General features: G+C 64.4%; 24 protein-coding genes and 1 pseudogene. 8 read left to right on the top strand and 17 right to left on the bottom strand.

Annotated elements, in window-relative coordinates; all coding sequences use genetic code 11:
• Window positions 1-108 precede the first annotated feature (108 nt).
• On the top strand, window positions 109-1,056 hold the full coding sequence (locus tag Acor_RS27120; RefSeq protein WP_170317099.1) for a hypothetical protein: 948 nt from the start codon (window positions 109-111) through the stop codon (window positions 1,054-1,056).
• A gap of 5 nt (window positions 1,057-1,061) precedes the next feature.
• On the opposite strand, the gene gltX is transcribed toward Acor_RS27120, so the two are convergent.
• A complete protein-coding gene (gene gltX / locus Acor_RS27125; RefSeq protein ID WP_155339582.1) occupies window positions 1,062-2,465 on the bottom strand; it encodes a glutamate--tRNA ligase in 1,404 nt (467 codons plus the stop codon).
• Window positions 2,466-2,550: 85 nt separating this feature from the next.
• Between gltX and Acor_RS27130 the strand changes: the two genes are divergently transcribed.
• Window positions 2,551-2,985 (top strand): NUDIX hydrolase, encoded by a 435-nt coding sequence (locus Acor_RS27130; RefSeq protein ID WP_155339583.1) that lies wholly within the window; start codon window positions 2,551-2,553, stop codon window positions 2,983-2,985.
• A 28-nt stretch (window positions 2,986-3,013) separates the two neighbouring features.
• On the opposite strand, the gene Acor_RS43450 is transcribed toward Acor_RS27130, so the two are convergent.
• Window positions 3,014-3,223 (bottom strand): restriction endonuclease, encoded by a 210-nt coding sequence (locus Acor_RS43450; protein ID WP_218034509.1) that lies wholly within the window; start codon window positions 3,221-3,223, stop codon window positions 3,014-3,016.
• A gap of 503 nt (window positions 3,224-3,726) precedes the next feature.
• Here Acor_RS43450 and Acor_RS46400 point away from each other — a divergent pair.
• Window positions 3,727-3,903 (top strand): annotated as a pseudogene (locus Acor_RS46400) (helix-turn-helix domain-containing protein); the annotation flags it as partial.
• A gap of 34 nt (window positions 3,904-3,937) precedes the next feature.
• Window positions 3,938-4,285 carry a helix-turn-helix domain-containing protein gene (locus Acor_RS44705; protein WP_246239168.1) on the top strand — a complete coding sequence of 116 codons (348 nt, stop codon included), beginning with the start codon at window positions 3,938-3,940 and terminating at the stop codon, window positions 4,283-4,285.
• A gap of 149 nt (window positions 4,286-4,434) precedes the next feature.
• Here Acor_RS44705 and Acor_RS27145 read toward each other — a convergent pair whose 3' ends face one another.
• The 8 genes from Acor_RS27145 to Acor_RS27175 all read right to left on the bottom strand — a co-directional run bounded on the left by Acor_RS27145 (window position 4,435) and on the right by Acor_RS27175 (window position 10,120).
• Window positions 4,435-5,295, bottom strand: coding sequence for a protein kinase family protein (locus tag Acor_RS27145; protein WP_155339585.1), 861 nt, complete (start codon window positions 5,293-5,295; stop codon window positions 4,435-4,437).
• Window positions 5,292-6,026 carry an aldo/keto reductase gene (locus Acor_RS27150; RefSeq protein ID WP_218034511.1) on the bottom strand — a complete coding sequence of 245 codons (735 nt, stop codon included), beginning with the start codon at window positions 6,024-6,026 and terminating at the stop codon, window positions 5,292-5,294. Before Acor_RS27150 ends, Acor_RS27145 begins: the two co-directional genes overlap by 4 nt.
• Entirely contained in the window at window positions 6,023-7,237 is a 1,215-nt protein-coding gene (locus Acor_RS27155; RefSeq protein ID WP_155339587.1) for a JmjC domain-containing protein, read from the bottom strand. Before Acor_RS27155 ends, Acor_RS27150 begins: the two co-directional genes overlap by 4 nt.
• 8 nt (window positions 7,238-7,245) lie before the next feature.
• Window positions 7,246-7,413, bottom strand: coding sequence for a hypothetical protein (locus Acor_RS42370; protein ID WP_170317100.1), 168 nt, complete (start codon window positions 7,411-7,413; stop codon window positions 7,246-7,248).
• A gap of 179 nt (window positions 7,414-7,592) precedes the next feature.
• Window positions 7,593-8,114, bottom strand: a complete 522-nt coding sequence (locus Acor_RS27160; RefSeq protein WP_170317101.1) for an HAD family hydrolase — start codon at window positions 8,112-8,114, stop codon at window positions 7,593-7,595.
• A gap of 138 nt (window positions 8,115-8,252) precedes the next feature.
• Window positions 8,253-8,468: a hypothetical protein gene (locus Acor_RS27165; RefSeq protein WP_155339589.1), complete on the bottom strand. Its 216-nt coding sequence runs from the start codon at window positions 8,466-8,468 to the stop codon at window positions 8,253-8,255.
• Between the two features lie 90 nt (window positions 8,469-8,558).
• Window positions 8,559-9,191, bottom strand: a complete 633-nt coding sequence (locus Acor_RS27170; protein WP_155339590.1) for a hypothetical protein — start codon at window positions 9,189-9,191, stop codon at window positions 8,559-8,561.
• Window positions 9,188-10,120: an SAM-dependent methyltransferase gene (locus Acor_RS27175; protein ID WP_155339591.1), complete on the bottom strand. Its 933-nt coding sequence runs from the start codon at window positions 10,118-10,120 to the stop codon at window positions 9,188-9,190. The genes Acor_RS27170 and Acor_RS27175 overlap by 4 nt, the downstream gene beginning before the upstream one ends.
• 645 nt (window positions 10,121-10,765) lie before the next feature.
• Between Acor_RS27175 and Acor_RS27180 the strand changes: the two genes are divergently transcribed.
• Both Acor_RS27180 and Acor_RS27185 read left to right on the top strand, forming a co-directional pair.
• Window positions 10,766-11,551, top strand: a complete 786-nt coding sequence (locus Acor_RS27180; protein WP_155339592.1) for a hypothetical protein — start codon at window positions 10,766-10,768, stop codon at window positions 11,549-11,551.
• 20 nt (window positions 11,552-11,571) lie between these two features.
• On the top strand, window positions 11,572-12,522 hold the full coding sequence (locus Acor_RS27185) for an inositol monophosphatase family protein (RefSeq protein ID WP_155339593.1): 951 nt from the start codon (window positions 11,572-11,574) through the stop codon (window positions 12,520-12,522).
• 664 nt (window positions 12,523-13,186) lie between these two features.
• On the opposite strand, the gene istB is transcribed toward Acor_RS27185, so the two are convergent.
• From istB to istA, 3 genes are read right to left on the bottom strand one after another with little or no spacing between them, the layout of a single operon-like run.
• The gene (gene istB, locus Acor_RS27190; protein WP_155339594.1) at window positions 13,187-14,008 is read right to left on the bottom strand and encodes an IS21-like element helper ATPase IstB; all 822 of its coding nucleotides are present in this window, start codon (window positions 14,006-14,008) and stop codon (window positions 13,187-13,189) included.
• On the bottom strand, window positions 14,005-14,358 hold the full coding sequence (locus tag Acor_RS27195; RefSeq protein WP_155339595.1) for a hypothetical protein: 354 nt from the start codon (window positions 14,356-14,358) through the stop codon (window positions 14,005-14,007). Before Acor_RS27195 ends, istB begins: the two co-directional genes overlap by 4 nt.
• Window positions 14,355-15,842, bottom strand: a complete 1,488-nt coding sequence (gene istA / locus Acor_RS27200; RefSeq protein ID WP_155339596.1) for an IS21 family transposase — start codon at window positions 15,840-15,842, stop codon at window positions 14,355-14,357. The genes Acor_RS27195 and istA overlap by 4 nt, the downstream gene beginning before the upstream one ends.
• Before the next feature lie 595 nt (window positions 15,843-16,437).
• On the opposite strand from istA, the gene Acor_RS27205 reads away from it, so the two are divergent.
• Window positions 16,438-17,265: a hypothetical protein gene (locus Acor_RS27205; protein ID WP_155339597.1), complete on the top strand. Its 828-nt coding sequence runs from the start codon at window positions 16,438-16,440 to the stop codon at window positions 17,263-17,265.
• 108 nt (window positions 17,266-17,373) lie between these two features.
• On the top strand, window positions 17,374-17,802 hold the full coding sequence (locus tag Acor_RS27210; protein WP_170317102.1) for a GNAT family N-acetyltransferase: 429 nt from the start codon (window positions 17,374-17,376) through the stop codon (window positions 17,800-17,802).
• 125 nt (window positions 17,803-17,927) lie between these two features.
• Here the strand turns inward: Acor_RS27210 and Acor_RS27215 are convergent, their stop codons facing one another.
• From Acor_RS27215 to Acor_RS27230, 4 genes are all read right to left on the bottom strand, one after another.
• The gene (locus Acor_RS27215; RefSeq protein WP_155339599.1) at window positions 17,928-18,092 is read right to left on the bottom strand and encodes a hypothetical protein; all 165 of its coding nucleotides are present in this window, start codon (window positions 18,090-18,092) and stop codon (window positions 17,928-17,930) included.
• Between the two features lie 186 nt (window positions 18,093-18,278).
• Window positions 18,279-18,512, bottom strand: a complete 234-nt coding sequence (locus tag Acor_RS27220) for a hypothetical protein (RefSeq protein ID WP_155339600.1) — start codon at window positions 18,510-18,512, stop codon at window positions 18,279-18,281.
• 254 nt (window positions 18,513-18,766) lie between these two features.
• Window positions 18,767-19,231 (bottom strand): DUF6879 family protein, encoded by a 465-nt coding sequence (locus tag Acor_RS27225; RefSeq protein WP_246239170.1) that lies wholly within the window; start codon window positions 19,229-19,231, stop codon window positions 18,767-18,769.
• Window positions 19,232-19,259: 28 nt separating this feature from the next.
• The gene (locus Acor_RS27230; protein ID WP_174876200.1) at window positions 19,260-19,517 is read right to left on the bottom strand and encodes a hypothetical protein; all 258 of its coding nucleotides are present in this window, start codon (window positions 19,515-19,517) and stop codon (window positions 19,260-19,262) included.
• Window positions 19,518-20,078: the final 561 nt, after the last annotated feature.

Consider the following 20,078-nt stretch of genomic DNA (forward strand, 5'->3'; position numbering starts at 1 on the left):
CAGGAACACGCCGTCCTGCTCGTACCCGACCCTCTCCGACCCCGGCGCGTCGGCCGCCGCCCTCGTCTCGGACACCGCCAATCGGCATGGACGATGGTGGAGGACAAGATGCTGGTGGACCAACTCTGGGACCTCGCCCACATTCCGAGGGCCGAGTCCCTGATCTGCGACCTGGGCCCATCCTTCCCCGAACTGGCCGCCACGATCGGCGACGGCCGCGGAGTCGTGGCCAGCGTGCAACATCGTGGCGGCGCTCCCAGCGCGGGAGGAGAAGGCATCTGGTGGTGGCGCGACGACATCCCATCCGGGTTCCCCTTCCTCGGCGAGGGGATGAGAGTGCGTCTCATGCCGCTCCTGGAAGGGGTCCCGTGCCGGGTTCATGGCATGGTCCTCAACGGCAGAACCGCCGTGTTCCCGCCCTTGGAACTTCTGTCGCTGCCGCGTCCCGACCGAGGAACCTTCCTCTGGGCGGGCGCTGTCCCACTCGGCAGAACCGAACCAGAGTTGGAGAAGGCGGCCCGGCGAGCGGGAGCGTTCCTGGACGGCGCGTTCGCCTACAGGGGGCCCTTCGCCGCAGACGGCATTCTCACGGCCTACGGATTCCTTCCGACCGAACTCACGACCCGGCTTACCTCAGCCTTCGAGGGCTCCGACCCTTTCGTCAGGGTCATGCTCCACGCGGCCACTATCCTCGCCCGCGAGAACGCCGACCTCCCAGCCATCGAGGAACTCGCCGCGGCGGCATTGACCAGCTCCAGGATCGACATCTATGGCCTCGCTACTCGCGCCTCGGAAGACGCCTCCGAATGTTCCCTGGCATGGGCGGCGGACGGCCCGCACCTGTCCGCCCAACCCGTCCACGGACACATGACGCTACGGCCGTGGGTAAGGGGCTGGCAGCTACATGCCCGCCTGAACCTGGCCGACCTCCCAGGCCGTCCCGTCGGCATGTACGCACCGCAGCTTTTCGCCCTGGCCGACAAGACCTTCGGCACCGACTTCGGCACGGTCACGCCGCCGTTCGGGGTGACCGTGCCAGCGCCAAGACTGCCGTGAAGCCCTCAGCCCAGCCGCTCCAGAGCGGCGCGCATCCGGCCGAGCGACCGCTCGCGGCCCAGGACCTCCAGCGATTCGAACAGCGGGAGTCCCACCGTCCGGCCGGTGACTGCGACCCGGACCGGGGCCTGAACCTTCCCCAGCTTCAGGCCCCGCGCCTCGCCGACCGCCTCAAGCGCCGCTTTGAGCTCCGCAGCCGTCCACTCCGCCTTCTCATACGCGGCGATCGTGGCGGTGAGGATCTCGGCGCTGTCGTCCTTCATCGCCTTGGCCCAGGAGCCGTCATCGCGCACCAGATCGTCCAGGTAAACAAAGTCGACCATGTCGATGATCTCGCTCAGCAGCGAGACCCGGGTCTGGGCGAGCTCGGCCAGGGCCGCGAACGACGTGGGATCGAACGCCTCGGGCCGCCACGGGACGTCAGGCCCCTCGACCCACGGCCGGCACGCGGCGATGAAGCGCGGGAGCTCCATCGCTCGGATGTAGTCGCCGTTGAACGCGCGGAGCTTCTTCACGTCGAAGAAAGCAGGCGACGGATTCACGTCCGCGAGAGAGAACTCCGCGACGATCTCCTCCCAGGGGACGATCTCGCGGTTCTCGCCCGGCGCCCAGCCCAGCAGCATCAGGTAGTTGCGCATCGCCTCGGCGAGATAGCCCTCGGCCCGGAAGTCCTCCAACGCGACCCGGTCGCGCCGCTTGGACAGCTTCTGCCGCTTCTCGTTCACCAGGACCGGCGCGTGCGCCCAGACCGGAGGCTCGTGCCCGAGCGCCTCCCACAGCAACTGCTGCTTGGGGGTGTTGGGCAGATGCTCCTCGGCCCGGATGACGTGCGTGATGTTCATCAGCAGGTCATCGACGACGTTCGCGAGCAGGAACGTCGGCGTCCCGTCACCGCGGGCGATGACGAAGTCCTCCAGAAGGGCGTTCTCGAAGGTCGGCTTGCCGCGCACCAGGTCCACGACCGTGGTCACGCCCTCGTCCGGCGTCCGGAACCGTACCGCCCGCCGCTCGCCTTCCGGGAGGTTCCGATCGCGGCAGAACCCGTCATAGCCCTTGTTCGAATCGCCGGTGCGCGCGATGACATCGTCGCGGGTGCACTCACAGCGATAGGCCAGCCCCTTGCCGAACAGCTCGGTGACCGCGTCCTTGTGCGCCTGAAGGTTCGCCGACTGGAAGTACGGCCCCTCGTACTCTTCCGGGCCCATGCCGAGCCACGCCATCGCATCGAGGATGGAGTCCACCCCGGCTTGGCTGTTGCGCTCCGCGTCAGTGTCCTCGATCCGGAGTACCATCACCCCGCCTGCCTGCTTGGCTACCACCCAGTTGAACAGGGCGGATCGGGCATTCCCCACGTGGAACATGCCCGTCGGCGACGGCGCGATCCGAGTACGCACAACAGGATTCGGCATGCTCGAACCCTAACCGCGTAGCGCCCCAACCGCTGGTCATTTTCGAGCCAGGCCGACCACATCCCAAGGAACCCGTCACCCATCCATGGCCAGCAAGACCATCGTGTTCAAGGCGCTCGCCTACATCCTCAACGACGTTGGCGAACTCCTCGTCATCCGCCATGTTGACCACCCATGGACCGAGGTGGGCCTCCAGGTCCCCGGAGGCACCATTCGCTTTGGAGAGAAGCCGTCAGCCGCGGCACTACGCGAAGCGATGGAGGAGACCAACCTCCATGATCTCCAGATGGTCGGGCTCATCGGACGCACCACCTACGACGTCAGCCCTCTGCGCGCTGAGGTCCAACGGCGCTACTTCTTCCAGCTTGCCGCTCCAGGTGCCCGCCCAAGAGACTGGAACAGCAGCGAGGAACATGACGGCCTACGCCCGCCCACTCGGCTGCGATGCCTGTGGATCCCGCTACGTAATGCCCATGTCCTCGCAGCTGGCCATGGTGCCTTGATCCACAAACTCCAATGAGGCGGCGGTCTGTGGTGATCCCGCGCCACTATGGTGTGAGAGGCCAGTTCCATGGAGCGGGGCCGGTCGCGGATGCCCAGGCTGCGAGGGCGGTCTTATCGTAGGTCCGGATGTCCGCTTGGGCCGCGTAGGCGAGCGCGGCCTTGGTGAAGGTCGAGGTGGTCACCACCACGCCGAGATGCGCACCGTGGACGATCTGGAACGTGCCGCCGAAGGTCTGGAGCTCCCGGCTGCCCACCCTGAGGTCGAAGCGGTAGCGACACGAAGCATCCCGATGTAGGTGCACGGCAGGTGATTGCAGCTGCCGTCCTCGACGCTGTCTGGGCACGGCAGCAGATAGGGGTGAATTCCCGAGACCGCAGGATGGCGGGCTTGCTTGCGGGAGATCGCCCGTGCGAGCACCTCTTGATGGCCGACCGGCACCTGGTGGGCTACCTCGCTCCAAATAGGGATCAGCCGTGCTCCAGCATCGCGCATCTGACGGGATGGCCCGCGATACACCAGCACGATGGCCGCCGCCGTCACGGCCGCGCACACGGCCACCGCCACCGGCAGTGATGTCGGCGCGACAAGCCGGGCGCCAACACCTGAGCCGATGAAGATAGCGGGAATCACCAGACTCCGGATCGGCTTCGCCCATCAGGGCAACCTGGACAGGGGCGCTACCAGATCTTGAATGGGTAGGGTTTCGTAGCGTCACCGGTTAATTACATCGATGTGTTTAAGCAGTACAACCGAGGTATGCGGTACCCGGATGGTGGAGGGTTAACGGCGGAGGGCCGGGCGAAGCGGGAGCAGGTCCGGTTTGAGGCGGCGGAGTTGTTCGCGGCCGGACTCACGCCGCCGCAGGTGGCCCACCAGCTGCGGGTGACGCGCAAGTCGGCCAACCTGTGGCATCGGGCCTGGAAGAACGGCGGGAAGGCCGCGCTGGCCTCCAAAGGACCCGCAGGGATTGCCGTGCCGGCTGGACGAGCGGCAGATCGCGGTCCTGGTGTCGGAGCTGGGACGCGGTCCGACCGCGCACGGGTGGCAGGACCAGCGATGGACTCTGGCCAGGATCAGCACGCTGATCGCCGAGTTGACCGGGGTCTCCTACACGCTGCGCGGGACCTCCTACCTGCTGCATCGGATCGGATGGTCGCCACAGGTCCCGACCCGACGCGCGGTCGAGCGTGACCATGAGGAGATCACCGCCTGGCGGAAGGAGACCTGGCCCCGGGTAAAAGCACGGCCGCCGAGCGGGCGGCGTGGATCTGCTTCCAGGACGAGTCGGGGACAAGGACTGAGACCACCCAAATAAGTGGTTCCAGGAGGGTCGGAGGACTCTTCTCCTTGAATGACCTGTGGGGGCCGTTGAGTGCGGGCCAATGGCAGAATCCTCGATCTGGCCCACTATTGCCGGATATCTGATCATCACGGGGGCGAACAAAATTCTCTGCCCAGCCCGAATCAGCGCAGTTCGTCAAGGAGTGAATCTGCGACTGCTGCCATAGTCTCGGTCGTTGGTGCCGACAGGCCCGATCTTTTGAACGCCCGCGCGGTGTTGGCGCACAGCAACAGCCGGGACAGGCGTCCGGAACGTGTGGACAGGACGTCATCGAAGAGGGCAAGGACTCGCTCGGGAAGCTGAGGGACGGCCAGCGAAGCCGACCACAGACAAGCCGCATCCCAGCCGACCGGACCCATTCCCCAGCTCTCCCAGTCAAGGAGTGCCAGGCGCGGCCCGCACAGATTGGCGTAGCCGAGATCGCCGTGCGCGCAAGCCCAATCCGTGATCGTGGTGTCAACCTCCTCCCCGTAGATCTCGTGAATCCGGGATGTGAGATGGGCCTGGCTCATACAGACCCGGTCCGTGGCGTGGCCGGCCAGGGAAGCGAGCGCCGACCGCAGGTCGGTCCACCACTGTTCGGGAAGGAAGGGATCGCTGATAATCTCGCTCGTCACGGAAAGAACCGGATCATCCGCCAGCGTCATTTCATCAGCGCGCCACACAACATCCCGGACCATGTCGAACCAGATGACAGCGGACGACCATCGAGGCCGGGGCACCCCCTCGATGGCCTGCGCCCCTTCGAACCCGGTCCACGCCTGGGCGTTGATGCGCCTCGCCTTTCGCCAGGTCAGCCGTACCCAGGTGTCCGCCTCGGTGGGAAATCCAGCGCTCCCGTTGTACCTGCTGAAGTGGCCGTCCTCGTGCCGGAGCCGACACCCAAGCCGCTGCTCGATGATGTCCAGGACATCATCAATGCCAACGGTGGACAGATCATCCAAGCTGGGGCTTGCTGGCCGGCCGTTCGGGCTGGGGCTCATCGGCCTACCGTAGCCCTCCTGCTCAGCAAATCCCGATATCTCCTCACGGTGGCGATGTCGGCTTCCAGACGGCTCGCCTGGGACACCTCGTTGAGATGGTCGAGGTTGCTGGTTCCGACAGCCAGGCACGCTACTTCGGGTATCGCGAATGCCGCTGCCGTGACTGCCTGGATGGCCGTGGCCTGTTGCCCCGGTGCCAGGAACAAGGACGTGTCGATCTTCGCCCACACCGGGTCGGAGGTATCCCCGCCGAAGGGGGCCATGCCCCACACGCGGCGGGCGCGAACGTGCTCGGCGAACCGCTCTCCAGCCTCCAGCACCGCCGCGGGAACGGTCAACCCGGCACGAACCATGACCACATCCGGGCGTGGTATCGCGCCGGTGCCATCGAGCAGAGGACCGAGCAAAGGCTGTGGATCCCAGGTGGAAATGCCCCATGCGCGGCACAGCCCTTCCTGGCGTGCCTGCTCCAGCGCAGCGCACCCATCAACCAAGCCGCCAGGCGAACGCTCCGGATTGTGCAGCAAGACGGTGTCCGGTGTGCGGCCGAGGTCCTGGGCTGACTGTCGGACTGCGTGGCGAAGCCGCGTCGGGTCCAGGTCGTGGCCGCCGGGGAAGTAGCCGACCTTGGTGGAGATGGAGAAGTCCGGCAGAAGGTCGGCTGCGGTGGCGGCCAGGGCTCGATGTGAGCCGAAGTGCTGGTAGTTGTAGGCGGTATCGAGTGCGGTCACACCAAGGTCGAGCGCTCCTTTGAGTAGCTCACGGATGGGACTAGATCGGTATAGCCCGAGGACAATTCGTCGTTCAACGGTGCGCACAGCCCCTCCTTGATCAACTGCTCGGCCAGGTCCATGAGGTGGGGGCCGCCTCCCGCGAGGCGGACAGGGTGCCCGGACAGCAGGTCGCGCAGCGCTGACTCGGCCCGGCCGTGGAAGGTGAGACGTTTGCCTCCTGCGGCCACCTGAACGGTGGCGTCCGCCGAGGTGATGGTCGGTGCGAATTCGGTGACGGCTACGACCTGTTCCAGCGGGCCGAACGTCGGCAGGTACGGCATGTGCCGGGCGGGCGGGGTCGTCGCCCGCAGCTTGGCCAGGTAGCGTTCCGAGTTGTATTCGCGGGCCAGTTCGGCGAGCTTCGCAGAGAGTAGTTCACCTTTGAGTGAACCCTGTTGGCTCTCCAGATCGGTACGGAAGTCCTCGTCTGCACGCGCGGTGTCGGACAGGAAGTTGACCCAGGTCACCCCGGTTCGCTTGGTGATCCCGAAGGTCACATGGAGGGAGTGCCCCTCACTTCCGGAACCAAGTCGGGTGGCGGTATGCCAGAACCCTCTCGGAATGTGCATGACGTCGCCGGTCACCATGGTTCCCGACCACAGGATCGTCTCTGAAGGCACCAGGTTGCGCTCAGCATCGCGGTACATCGGCACCGGCCGGGAGGGGCCTCGCACCTCCCATGCCTTCTCGCCGGAAAGCTGCACAGCGATCACGTCGTGATCGTCCCAGTGGAGATGGAAGCCATCGGTCTCGCCGACTGCCAGGTAGGCGTTGGCGGAAACCAGTTCGCCTGACCACCACCCAAGCGCGCGGCAGGCCACCTCGAAGGTCGGATCGAAGGAATCGATGGCGTCGAGTATGGCGGTCCCACCGCCACCGAGAATTCTTCCGAGGGCGGCCATGTCGGCCTGAGTGACCGCCTGCCTGCGCCGGTTTACGGCGGTGGACAGGTAGGAGGAGGGGTGCAGTTCGTCCCCTTCGGCGTAACAGCGTAGTTGCGGGTTGGACAGATGGCGCCGCTTGACGATGTCCAGCAGCCGGTAGGGGGTCAGCAGGCGGATAGTAAGCGTCGGGTCCGCCAAATGCCCGCGAGTGAACGCGGTACCCATGGTGCCCGGCCCATCCCAGCCGAGCGCCTTCTCGATACCGGTGATGAGCCGGTGCTCCATGTTTTCTCCTATTCCTTGGGAAGGTTCAGGTCTCGGTTGTCGCCGTCGTCGCCAGCGCTGTTCATTGAGCTGGTGAGGTCGGAGCGCTCCGCTTGCTGGCGATCGTGCGCCGACGCCAGTTCTTCTACGGCGATCAGCAGACTGGTTTGGTCCGTCATCAACCCGGTCTCGTTCATGAGGTGCGTTCCTCTCTGGTAGAGATCTCCTCCGGGGTCCATATGGAGGGCGAATCGAATTGAACGTTGCATACCACAAGGATTGGTGTCGAGTTATCCCTCCTTATCGGCCTGTTGCTTAATATAGAGAGCGGTAAAGTAGAGAAGAAGTGAACTCACGCGCCCGTCCCCTCGTATGCTCATACAATGAACCATTTCGTGTGGGAGACGATCAATTGGGCGGCCGACTCGACGTCCTTTACGATGTGAACGCCGAAGGGGTGAACTTCCCCGTCGTCCAGGCCGAAGGGGCGGACGAGGACAGCGCGCATGCCGTTCATGACGGGCCCCAGAGCGTCGGTCCGCATGTTGTCGCCCACCCACACGATCTGATCGGCCGGAGATTGGGCGGCGGCGATGGCCATCGCGTAGAAGGTTGTGCTGGGCTTGGCCACGCCGAGTTGCGCGGACTGGAGTACCACCGAGAACAGGTCTTCCACCCCGGCGGCCCGCAATGCCAGCCGCCGATCCTGCTCGGGTTTGGTGTTGGAGGCCAGAACCATGCGCAGCCCGGCCTTGCGAAAGGCCATTAGCGCGGCTACCGCGCCCGCCGATACCGGCCGCATCCCCAGGGCAGGCTCGGGCGGGGCATCGAGTTCGGTGAGCGTACTGCCGTAGTCGAATATCACGCAGGAAATCCGATCCCGGAACGTCGTCTCCATCACGGCTCTTTCACCCATGCCATGCCCCGCCTAAGGATGAATGGAAGCTGGGAGCAGTGGGTTGAGGACGATCACAGCTGGCCCGTGGAGTGCGGCTACGAGGAGGGCAAACCGGCCAGCTGCGAGCTGGATAACGCACTAGGGCGCCGTTCCTCTTCGGATCATCTGCCGCCATGCTCCGACCATCAGATGGTCCACGTGCAACGCGACCACCAGCAGCGCCGCCACTCCCGCAAGGATCGCCGCCGAGTAAGCGAACTCGTACATCGCAGAAACTAGGTCACCCGCAGGCGTGACCATCACCGCAAGCAGGACAGTCAGACAGGAGACCAGGGCCAATCCTCGAACAATCATGAAATCCTCTTTCTCGTTTCTCGCCGCAAGCTGATGAGACGAACACCGAACCCGAGAGGGGTACTACGAGCCTGTAAGACCGGATGCGCTTCAATCAGGGGACGCGTCAGGCCCCCGGTTGATCCCGCGTACCACGAACCCGGCCGCTTCACCGGCCTCGCCGGCCATCAGCATCGGAGCCTCCCGGCCCGACCCGATGCACACCAGATACGCCATGCCCCGGCCGCCCACGGTCACCGTCACCGCGATGCCCGGCGCCTCGACCTCCAGCCGGGCCTCTACATCGGCTTTCAGGATTTTCGTGGCGATCCCACGGGCTTCCAGGAGCAGCCGAAGCTCCCTCAGCCGGTCGGCGGCCGTCACCGGCTGGCCCACCGCCGTGCCCTCCCATAAGCGGGCCAGAGCCTCGACCGTCTCCTGCTCCGTCCTTGTCGTCAGCGAGTCGGCGCCGCCATCGCTGCGCGGGACGCTCAACAGGTAGGCGCCCAGAGAACTCGCCCAGCCGATGGTTGCCGGTTTCCCGCCGCGGGGATGCACCACCACCAGCCGCCGGCCGACATCGTCCCCATCCAGGTCGCCGCGCGAGCCGGTGTCCGGCGATAGGTCGTCCTGGTCCTCCCGATAGAACGAGAGAACCTTCTGGGCTCGCAGCGTGCTCCGTACCCGGGCGAGCGGTCCGGCCTCCGTCTCCGGCAGGGGATTGCCGACCGTTTCCGCCGTCATCGCTTCGCCACCGCGCCGATGAAGGCCGCACCCGACCGTTCCACCCTGGGCGCGCCATTCCCGCCGATGAGGATCTTCTCCAGTTGGGGCCGCCACTGCGACACCTCGCACACGCCGGGCTCCAGCAACTCCCAGCCGTCGAACAGGCCGGTGATCTCCGTTTTGGTCCGCACGGTTATCGGAGCCGAGGCTTTCGCGTAAACCGCCACGGCCGCCTCACGCTCGTCCGGCTTCATCTCGTCCCCGCAGGCGTGGGAGATGGCCAGGTAGCCTCCTCCGGGAAGCATGAGGCGGAAACGGTCGATGATGGAGGCGGGGTCCTCCTGGTCGGTGATGAAGTGCAGGACGGCGATCATGAGAACCGCGACCGGCTCACCGAAGTCGATCAAGTCGCGGACCGTCTCATCCTCCATGATCGCCTCGGGGGTGCGCAGATCCGCGTGGACCATCGCCACCCCGTCCAAGCCGTAGACCAAGGCACGGCCATGGACACAGGCCAGTTCGTCGTAATCGACGTAGATCACCCGCGTCTGCTCCACCGGTCGGCCAGTGCCGGCGACCATCGCTCGCATCCTCCGCTGGAGGACTTCATGAGTGTTATCGCGAGTCGGCAACCCTGAACCGATGTCGATGAACTGCCGGACTCCCAGCCCGGCCAGTTCCGTCACTACCCGGTGAAGGAAGGACCGGTTCTCCTGCACATGAAGGGGAAGATCGGGAATCAACTGCACCAGCCGATTTGCCGCATCACGATCAGCGGCAAAGTTGTCTTTCCCGCCCAGCAGGCGATCGTAGATGCGCGCGCTGTTGGGGACCTCTGCCTGATAGGCCACCGCGCCGGGGACCAGGCCCCTGCGCTTCAGCAACTCCGGATCGGCTTCAGTAAGTACTGCCGCAACGGCGGCATCAATGGCTCTAGGCTCTCCCATGGGTCGCACCTCCGCGTGCGATCAAGGGCTCGGCTGGTCGTGTCAGCGCCAGTTCGAGCCCGTCCAGTCTCGGGCCACCCTTGACAGAAGGTGGGTTTTGAGGATCGCAGTTCCATGAGGACGGCACACCTACGGCAAGGGGTGTAGATAACCGGATCTGTGGGCGGCGCTGACCTGCGTGTTTTCAGGACTGGCATTAGATTGCCCATCCGAATGGGTAAACTAATAGAGTAACCGCCGCTACGTAGCACAGCGACGAGCACACCTGCTTCCAAGCAGTGCGGGAGAGGCCCAGTGACGTCTCAAAGGCAGACCGGCGTGAGCCCTCAAGCGCGAGGGCGCGAGCTAGCGCGCTTGGGAAGGCAGATTTGGCAGCAGTTGGGTTCTGTCAGGGCTACAGCCAGCGAATTGATGATTCGGCATCCTGATGTCTGTAGCCTGCAAGCACATCGCTACGCCTGCGGGCTCTCGCAAGATCAAGCTGCTGCTCGATACAACGAGGTAACTGGGCATCAGACTAGCCTTGGCGGTACCACTGTAAATGCATGGGAGACATGGGCGCGGAGTCACGGCGGGGGTGGATCTCCACCAACCTATTCGAGCTTGCTAATTCTCGCCACTGCCTACAGTCGCGGCCCCCATGGCATGGCAGACGAAATCATCTCTCCTGGCGACCTAGTGGCCGAGGCATATGAGCGCTTAGCCCCCGAGGATCAGCTTTCGTTGAAGCTGGCGTCCGCCAAATTGTTACCGGAAACGAAACCGCCAATCATCGACGCCAGTAAGTCTGCAAAATTGAGTTCCCGCGAATCCTCCGCAGGCGAAAATCTTATTGGCCCCGATTTCTTTCTGGACGTCCCTACAGTTGAGTATGGGAATCCAGCAATTCGGCTGTATTCGTTGCCAAACCCTCACTCGGGGCAACTACTCAATTTAACATGGACATCCTTCGGATACGGGCTCGAACGACTAATCAGTCAAATAAAGAATCTAGGGCGGCGTTTGGATGCCGATGCCTGCTTCGGTATAAACGAGGCCGGCCTGGTGATGGCAACCTTCCTAGCGTCCGCACAGTTCGGGCGCTGTCCTATCGGCTATCTTAAGTGTAACAAAAGTCATGATGGTATCACTCTTGACAATGCTTCGGCCTATCCGGACTTGCGAGACGCGCCGACGATCGTCTTATGTGACTTCGAAGTAAAACATGCAAATGTGGTCGGAATCATCACTCAAGAAATCCGGCATCGCTACCCGGGGGCTGAGATATATTTCGCCGTCTTCGGTGCGATGACAAAGGACCCTTCACTTGAAGTGAGAAATTTCGATGATCTAACGGGTGCAGAAATCATGCGGGCAGCCGATTTCGCTGCCGTATTCATCGCGGCGACCATGAGTCCACCCGGGATTGAACCGCCCCTAGAACTTCGCTGAAATGCAGGAGATGGAACACCATGACTTCGCGGGTACCCTTGCCAGATGTTGCACTTCATCTCACTGATCTGGTCAAAACCGTCATGAGTGAGATCCGCCCGCGGCTAGTAGATGCCGCCCTTTCAAGAGAACGTGCGGAGAACAAAAACATTCGACATGAGGGCAATTTTCTATCCGCCCATGATATATGGATGCATGAGCGATATAAAAAGCTGATTAGCTCAAGAATTCCATCATACATCTATGCCTCAGAGGAGGCAGATCCGCAAGTAATTGGGACCGATCGAGACCCCGACCTCTGCGTGCTGGTCGATCCCCTTGATACAAGCGAACTCGCAGTTCGAGCCCTGCATGGTTATACCCATGCCATGATCTACTCGCGTGCCCTCAGCCGCCCGATCGCAGCTGTGGTTGGTGACATTTTTCATCATCTTCAAGTCTACGTTGCGGCACGTGATCAAGACGGGCAAGACCAAGTGTTCGTAGTTACGAGAGACGGAGACCACCATCCTCTTCACCTAGGAGAGTCCCAGTCATTGCCTGAGTCACTGATCACGAATTATTTGATGAAGCCAACTGAACGCTTCCTCCCGATGGCTAAGCAAACTCATCTCTTGCAGGCGTTGGGGCAGCGATCTCAGGATGGCTTGAGGCGGGGACGCCTTGGGGTCGATTTTGGGTCGATCGGCCTCTGCCATGTGGCCGCTGGCTTTACCGATGCCATGGTCGAGTTCGCTAAAGGGTTTGCGATATGGGACCTAGCTCCAGGTCATTACATCCTCAATGCTGCTGGGGGTGCCGTTCTTGATCTCGAAGGTCGCCCTATTCCACTGGATTATCGACTCGATACTCTCGCCGATATCAACGCGGCCATGAATAAGCGTCAGAGGTTCGTTGCTGCCACTGATCTAGCATTGGCCCAGAGTATCCTCCACACGATGGTGGAAACAGGCATGTCCGGGTCAGCGTAACGTCACCACGGGAGCTGACAGGGATCGCGCATGGCCAGAGGTCAGGGGCTTCGCCTCTCAACCGCGACATCAACGGGATGGCCGCAACTTGGGCAGAGCCATCGAGGAAGGGCTTGGGCCAGCAGTTCTGGCTGCTGGTTGCGCAACCACTCTCTTATCTGATGAAGCAAGTACATCGAGAGCTGCACCTTGGCCGCCACGGCCTCATACGCTTCCGGATCTTCAGGATTCTGGATCGACGGGGCGGAGAACTTGGTGATCGCACTCGTTCAAAGCTCGGCTCCTTGGGGTTTCATCGCGCTGTTCCCAGCCACATTATGTGCAAACCCGCAGGTCAGGACACGTCTAATTGGAGCTCCAACCCTGAGGGGCCTTACCGTTCAATCCGGTCCTGGCTCAGGCAAAGGCGTCTACCCACACCCGCGCTTGGTAGGGCTGTGCGCCCCCGATAGAGCAAAGCAGACAACCCCTAGCGTGCAAGCCTCCACAGGCAGCAGGCTGGCACCTCCCAGCCAACATTTCGTCAACCGAAGGGGGTGGAACGGGCGGCATCGACGCCCACCTGTCAAGGGACAATAGGAACTCCCCATCGGCGGACAGATAACCTCCCCGCTGACGGACAGCAGTTCTCCCCGGTCGGGTAGTAGATCTCCGGGGGGACAGCTCAGCTGAGCGGGACGACTCCGTGTCCGCCGGTCGCTTCGGTGAGCCGGTGACTGTCACCGTTGGTGACCACGACGTGCGCGTGGTGCAGAAGGCGATCAACTGTCGCGGTCGCGAGGGTCTTGGGCATGATCTCGTCGAATCCCGAGGGGTGGAGGTTCGAGCTCACGGCCAGAGACCGCCGTTCGTAGGCGGCATCCACCAGGCGGTAGAAGCCCTCGGCGGCGTCGGCGGACACCGGCAGCAGGCCAATGTCATCGACGATGACCAAATCGGTGCGGGTGAGCCGGGCGAACGCCTTGGCCACCGAGTCGTCGACGCGGTGGCGGCGCACCAGCCCGCCCAGGTCCTCGATGGTGAACCAGGCGACGGTCATTCCCGCGTCGACGGCCGCTTGCCCGAGGGCTTCGGTGAAGTGGCTTTTGCCCGTGCCCGACGGGCCGACCACGCAGAGATTCTCGCGGCGGGCGACCCATTCCAGGGTGCGCAGCGCGGATTGGGTCGGGGCCGGGATGGAGGATGCCTGCTCGTTCCAGATGTGGAAGGTCTTGCCGGTGGGGAACGCGGCTCGGGCGCGGCGGGTGCGCAGGTTCGCCGTCGCTCGTCCGGCGGCTTCCTCGGCGAGCAAGACTTTCACCGTCTCGGCGGGATCCCAGCGCTGGGCCTTGGCGGTGGGGATGACCTCGGCCATGGCACGGCGGATGTGGGGGAGCTTGAGCCTGCGGGTCAGTTCGATCGCCTCCTCGTAGGCCGCGCCGGAGACGGCGGCCGCGGCGCCGGTGGGAGCGGCCAGGCGGGCCGGGGCGGGGATGTCGATGCTCATCGGGGGGTGTCCTTGGTGTCGGGGTTGACGGCTGGATCGATGTCAGGGGAGGCGGTGGGCCCGGGACATTGGGTGCTGTGTTTGTGCAGGTGCCAGCCGAGCATGCCTTCGTGGTAGGCCAGGTCGCGGGCGAGCCGGCCGCCCTCGTCGGGGTGGTCGAACGCGTGCTGGCCGGCGGCGCGCAAGACAGCGCGCAGTTCCTCAACGAACCAGATCCGTAAGGGGAGCCAGGCCCACTCGCCGGCGCCGGTGTCATAATCGCGGCCAGGGTCGGCGACGGGATCGGCGACGGGATCGGCGACGGGATCGGCGACGGGATCGGGGCCGGGATCGGGGCCGATGAGGTTCACGGGTGGCCTCCAAAGCCGGACCAGGCCCCGGTGCCCGGCTGCAGGCTGTGTTCCTCCCCGGCTCTGGCGACCGCCTCGGCGTCATGGTGGGCCTGATGGTCCAGGATCGAGCGCAGGTCGGCGGCGGCGAATCGGCCCGCCAGCGCGGCGGCACCCAGGGCGCGGTCGACCTGGCCGGTGCCGCGGAGTTTGGCCAGCGCGACCGCCTCGGCCATCCGGGTGGCGATCAGCCGGACCCCGCTGGCCGCGGCTTCGCTCAGCCACGCCTCGGCGCCCGGCCCGAGCGCGAGGAACTCCTCTTCGGCGGCAGTGGTGGGGCGGGCGGCCTGAAGGCCGCGTGCGGAGCCGGGGTAGTGCTCGTCGTGGATGCACGGGTTGCCCGGCGTGGAGCGGACATGGCGGGCAACCTCGACCGCGGTCCCGTCGACGATGCCGATGACCACCAGGTCCCGGCCGTGGTAGCGCACCCACACCCGCTGCCCGGCCAGCGTCGAGGGCACCGAGTAGCGGACCTCGTCGACCTTGATCGTGGCCTCCTTGTCGTGGACTTTGCGGGTCTGCCCGAACGCGGCGGTGTAGGGGATCTCGGGTAGCAGGTGCAGCCGCTGCCGCTCCTGGGCCAGGGCTTGGGCGGGAATCTTGCGGGTCTCGCGGTGTAGCCGGGCGTTGACCTGCGCGGTGAACGCGTCACACGCTTCCTCCAGTTCGCCCCAGGAGGCGTAGGCGGGGCGCAGGTTCACCTCGGCCGGCACCAGGTCTCGTCTGGCGATCTTCACGGTGTTCTCCACTCCGCCCTTGGATGCCGGATCGTAGGGGCGGCAGGTGCGCACCACCGTGCCGTAGTGGCGGCCGATCGCCACAATGTCGGGGTTGCGGACCGGCAGTGTCGCGATCCGTTCCGTGGTCACGGTGCGCTCGTTGTCGGTCAGGCAGTAGGTCGGCACGCCGCCCAGGATCCGGAACGTCGCATCCAGGCACGCGGCGATCGTCGGGATCGTCTTGTCCTGCACGGGGATCACCACCCGGTAGCGCGACCAGGCCAGCCACGCGCACCATAGTGAGGTGTCCCGCCCGTCCAGGCGCGGGCCGGCTCCCCAGTCCCACTGCAGCCACAGGCCCGGCTCGGGGATCCACGGCCGGTGCACCCGGCGGTGCCCGGACGCATACGAGTGCTTGGCCGCCGAGACCGCCCGCCGCGTCGTGCGGTCGGTGCCGGTGAAGCCCATCGCGGCCAGTTTCTTGTGAACCTGGTCGGCGCCGATCCGTCCGCGGGACTCCTCGACCAGTTCCTCGATCTTCGGCATGAAGACGTCGATCATCTTCACCCGCTCGGCACGGGCCGCCGGGTCGGCCCCGGTACCGCGCAAAAGCACGTAACGGCGCACGGTGTGGTGGTCACAGCCGGCCAGCTCGGCCGCTCGCCGGTAACTGCCTGTGAGGTCGTAGGCAGCCAGAATCTCCATGATCTCCTCATTCGTCTTCACGGACGACCACTTTGCGGTGTGTCTTCCGGGGCTCGTGGGGAGATCTCCTGTCCGCGACCGGGGAGGTTATCTGTCCGTCAGTGGGGAGCCCTCATGTCCGCCACTGGGGAGTCTTCCGTGTCCGCTCACACCCACCATCCTCCAAGACCTACACCGGTGACAGCCTCTCTGAGCTGGCTGAACACCAAGAGGCTGGAACGTCCCGAAGGGTTTCGACCTCCTGATGTCATAACAGTGCCTTTAGGTGTCGCTAGGACATCTCGTGAAAAGGAAGCGCCAACGAATCGGCGAGAAACGTTTCAGTTTGGCGCGAGGACCATGGCTACGGAGGACGTCGGCGGCCAGGCCCATACGGATCGCCAGCCTGTCGTCTCCAGCGCGCGCCCCCACGATGCTATGGATATGGAAGAACTACGCCGTCAACTGCTCATCGGCATCGTCGGCCTGGGAGCAACCGCCGCGTTTACCCCGTTGGACGGACTAGAACGCCTGCATACGGTCATAGACCAAGGGTTGGGCGGGCCAGACCTGGCCGATTGGGAGGAGCGCGCGTGGGAGTACGCGCACCCGGATGGTCTCTCACCCACTGCCTCAAGTGATCGGCGACCTGAGCGTGGACATCCTGACCTTGCAGGAAATCATGCCCAAGCAGAGAGCTACAGGCTGGGCACGAGTCAATGCCGAAATGATGATGTTCCTCGCCTACGCTCTCGGTTCGGCTGGTCACACCAGACAATCCCACCACTGGTGGTCCTCAGCGCGCCGAGTCGCCGCGGCGGCCGGTGACGACATGGTCGCCCTTGTGGCGTCCTTCGAGGCGATCCTGGGACTCTACGAGCCCCGGCCGCTCCCGCTGATCCTCGCCCGCGTCGATTCAGCCTTGAAGGCATCTCGCGGGATGCCTTGCCATGCGACCACCAAGGCGTTAGGCGCTCGGGCGCATGCTTTGGCCTTAATGGGGGATCGTCAGGGTTCATTCGAGGCGCTCGACGAGCAGGCGCGCGTGTACAAGCTGCTTCCCGGCTCGATCACCGACGATGAGGTGTCTGTGTGGGGTTGGCCGGTACAGAGGCTGCTTCACACTCGCTCGCTCGTTTATACCCTCGCCGACCATCCTGCTGCCGGCCAGGCGCAGCAAGATTCGATCGCCGCCTACGCTCCCGGCCGGTCGCGCCATGCCGCCCGCCAGTCGGCACAAGTGCACCTGCATGTGGCTACCTCTGCGGTGCGCTCAGGAGATGTGTCAGAAGGACTGGCCTACGCGCGGAGGACTTTGGAATTACTCGGCACGGATGATGTGACGAGCTTCGTCCTGCACGCGGCTTCGACCGTTGTCGCTGTCGTGCCTCAGAACGAGTTACGAGCCCATTTGCCCGCTGTGATCGAATACCGGGAGAAGCTGGCCCTTCCGAGAGGTTCGTGATGAGCATCGCCTTCCACCGCATGACCGGAGAGGATGCCGCCGCCGCTGTCCTCGGCGACGAATACGCCGAGGTGTACCTCCGGATCAGAGAAGAACCGCCGTACAACAATGGACCCCCTGTATCGGCGCGACAGGTTCCGCGACCGGACAAGCGCCCAGGCCCAGCGTGCGGGGTTCGCCCTCGTCGCCGCCAACGATGAGGCCGGGAAGCTGGTCGGGTTTGCATTCGGTCTTCCGATGGCCGAAGGGGCCTGGTGGGGCGGCGAGACGACACCCGGCCCGCTTGAGGCGGTGGCGCAGGCGAAATTCGCGGTCATCGAACTCAATCTGCTGCCGGAGTATCGCGGTCACGGCTACGGCAAACGCCTGCTGGATCTCCTCCTGGAGGGGCGGCCTGAGCCGTATGCGACGCTTCTGGCCAACCCTGCCGCCGCTGCTCATGCCATGTATTTGAGGTGGGGCTGGCGGATGGTCGGAACCTGCCGTCCGGCACCGGATGCGATGGTGACCGACGTCTTGATCCTGGACCGACGATAGGCCCACGTCATCGAACACCTAGGGGCACGCCTGCGGCGTCGCTCCTCATTGCCGTGAGCGCGTCGTCGAAGTGCAGCGGGTCGCTGTCGTTGCCGCCGACCTCTCGATCGCTTTTCGTGCAGGTGCTACCGCAGGTTGGCCGGGAGGTCCGGCCGCGGGGTGTGCTTGGCCTTGTAGCCGGCCAGAGCCGCCAGTCCGGTCGGCACTAGCGGCATGACGATCGCCTCCACCCAGTCGGGCAGGAGCGAGATCAGCGACGGGTCGTCCGCGACCACCTGCAGGATGGCCATACCGGCGAAAGTAGGAAGTTAGGGTCATCGTCTTGACCTTGGCTTCCACGGGCCTGGAATAGGTTACGGGCTCAGCGTGCATGTGCCTCTCCTCCGGGGAGTCCCGCCACCATGGCGGGGGTTTAACGCAGGCTGGAAGCACGGGCCGCGCTTCCAACGAATTGGGTGAGGGTTGGAAGCGGGTGATCAGCGGCCAGACATGCTGATCTTGGCTATCGAGACCTTCTCGACGACTGCCGCGGCGACGTCCTCGCGCGGGTTGAGCACGCGAAGACGCAACTGGTTGTTGGTGTTGAGCGAGAACTGACCGCCCACGGACTCCTCGACCCGGCCGTCGGCGTCGGCGTGCGCCGTCAGCGGCCAGGCATCATCCTTGAACGTCTTGCCGTCGCGGCTGTACCTCGACCAGGCGATGTCCACCTCCGCGCCCGGGGGCAGGCCACGGACCTTCGCCAGGCCGTCCGCGATACACCAGCGGGAGCCGCTGGCCAGGACCGCGACACCGTCCTCGCCGTGCGCGGACGGATCGTCGGTCCATTCGGTGTGCCAGCCAGCACGGTCCGCCAGTTCTTTCGCGGCAGTCCGGCATTGAGCCGGATCTCGCGGAGTTGGTCAGCGAGAGCTCGCCTGGCTTGCTGGGCGCTGGGCGATGACGAGGATGGCACGGCTCTTGATCAAGCGGCAGGAGGGCTGTAGTCCTCATGGTCAATCGCGAGGTCCCACACTGCTTCGAACGCGGCCACGCAAAGGTCCACGACGGCACGGTCCTCAGTGAACTGGTGGCCGACAACTTGGCCGTCCCCACCGAATAGGGAAAATCGCACAAGTCGCCGGTCAAATACCCAAAAGGGATTACCGGGCAGTGGTAGAGCGGACGCGAACGCTCTGGGCAGCCAACGGACCAGTTCACCTGCGGCGATGTTGTGGTCAGCCGTGAGGCTGTGCTCCCAGCGGACATAGTCGCTGACCGGCTCCGAGACGATACGAGCCCGGCGGATCGTCACACCTCGCGCTACCGCCTCACTGACCGTTTCGCGGAACGCTCTTCCACCTGGCGTCTCTGGTTGGGGTCGGCCTTCCTTCCATGCCAGGTAGCGCGGATCGGTCACGAGATGTTGATCGTGCATCTCCAGATGCACGGCTGAGGTATCGCATTCGGCTAGTAGTTCAGCGAATGTCGGCTTGCTCTCGTGTGCTCCGTACGTTCTCAGCGGGCCGGGGGTGGGTGTCGGGCGTGAACCGCCGCTTGCCCCGTTCGTACCTGCCACTGGCCGCCTCCATGATGATCTCCGCCATTGCGGCGAGTCGTACCACCGACTCTGTGTCCTTGATCCGACTGTCGGAATTGATCCAGGCGATCACGTCCGGATCTGTGACCGTGTCGCCCTGAAAGTAGAAGTCTCCGGTCTCAGGGTCGATGAACACGGCTGGACAGTCGTCATCGGTGTCCGGTGTCGTCACGTCAACCGTTGAGGAGGATCTCTAGCTTGTCGGCGACTTCCTTCACTCATGACACGACGCCGGGGGAGGTGACGCACTCGCCAAACGATCGCGCGGGTAACCCGGAACTTCATCCCGCCCGCGGACCAGGGAACCAGTGAGATCGCTACCGGGGCGACGTGCGATAAACCAGGCCAGAGTGCGGCGAAATGGCGAAGTGCTGAGCCGGAAGTGGCGTTGGTTGACCTTCGGGATGCGCTGTGCGCCCCGGCCGCTAGGACGTAGTCGGCAATCAGCGCCGATATCGATTCGCCCCCACGCAACCCGCCCGAACCCAGGAGACAGCCTCGCTGGCCGATGCGGCACCAGCAGCCGAACTCGGGCCTCTCCATTGTCAGGTGCCCCCGGCCGTAGGACTCTTTGCGCTTCTGCGGCAGGGACTCCTTCCTGAAGCCACTCGACGTTGCAAGATCATCTCGGCTCTGGGTCCATGAGAGCGTTCGCCTGACTCAATTAATGATCACGGCCATTTGAGCCTGATCGCAC

The sequence above is a fragment of the Acrocarpospora corrugata genome (assembly GCF_009687845.1).
GTDB lineage: Bacteria > Actinomycetota > Actinomycetes > Streptosporangiales > Streptosporangiaceae > Acrocarpospora > Acrocarpospora corrugata.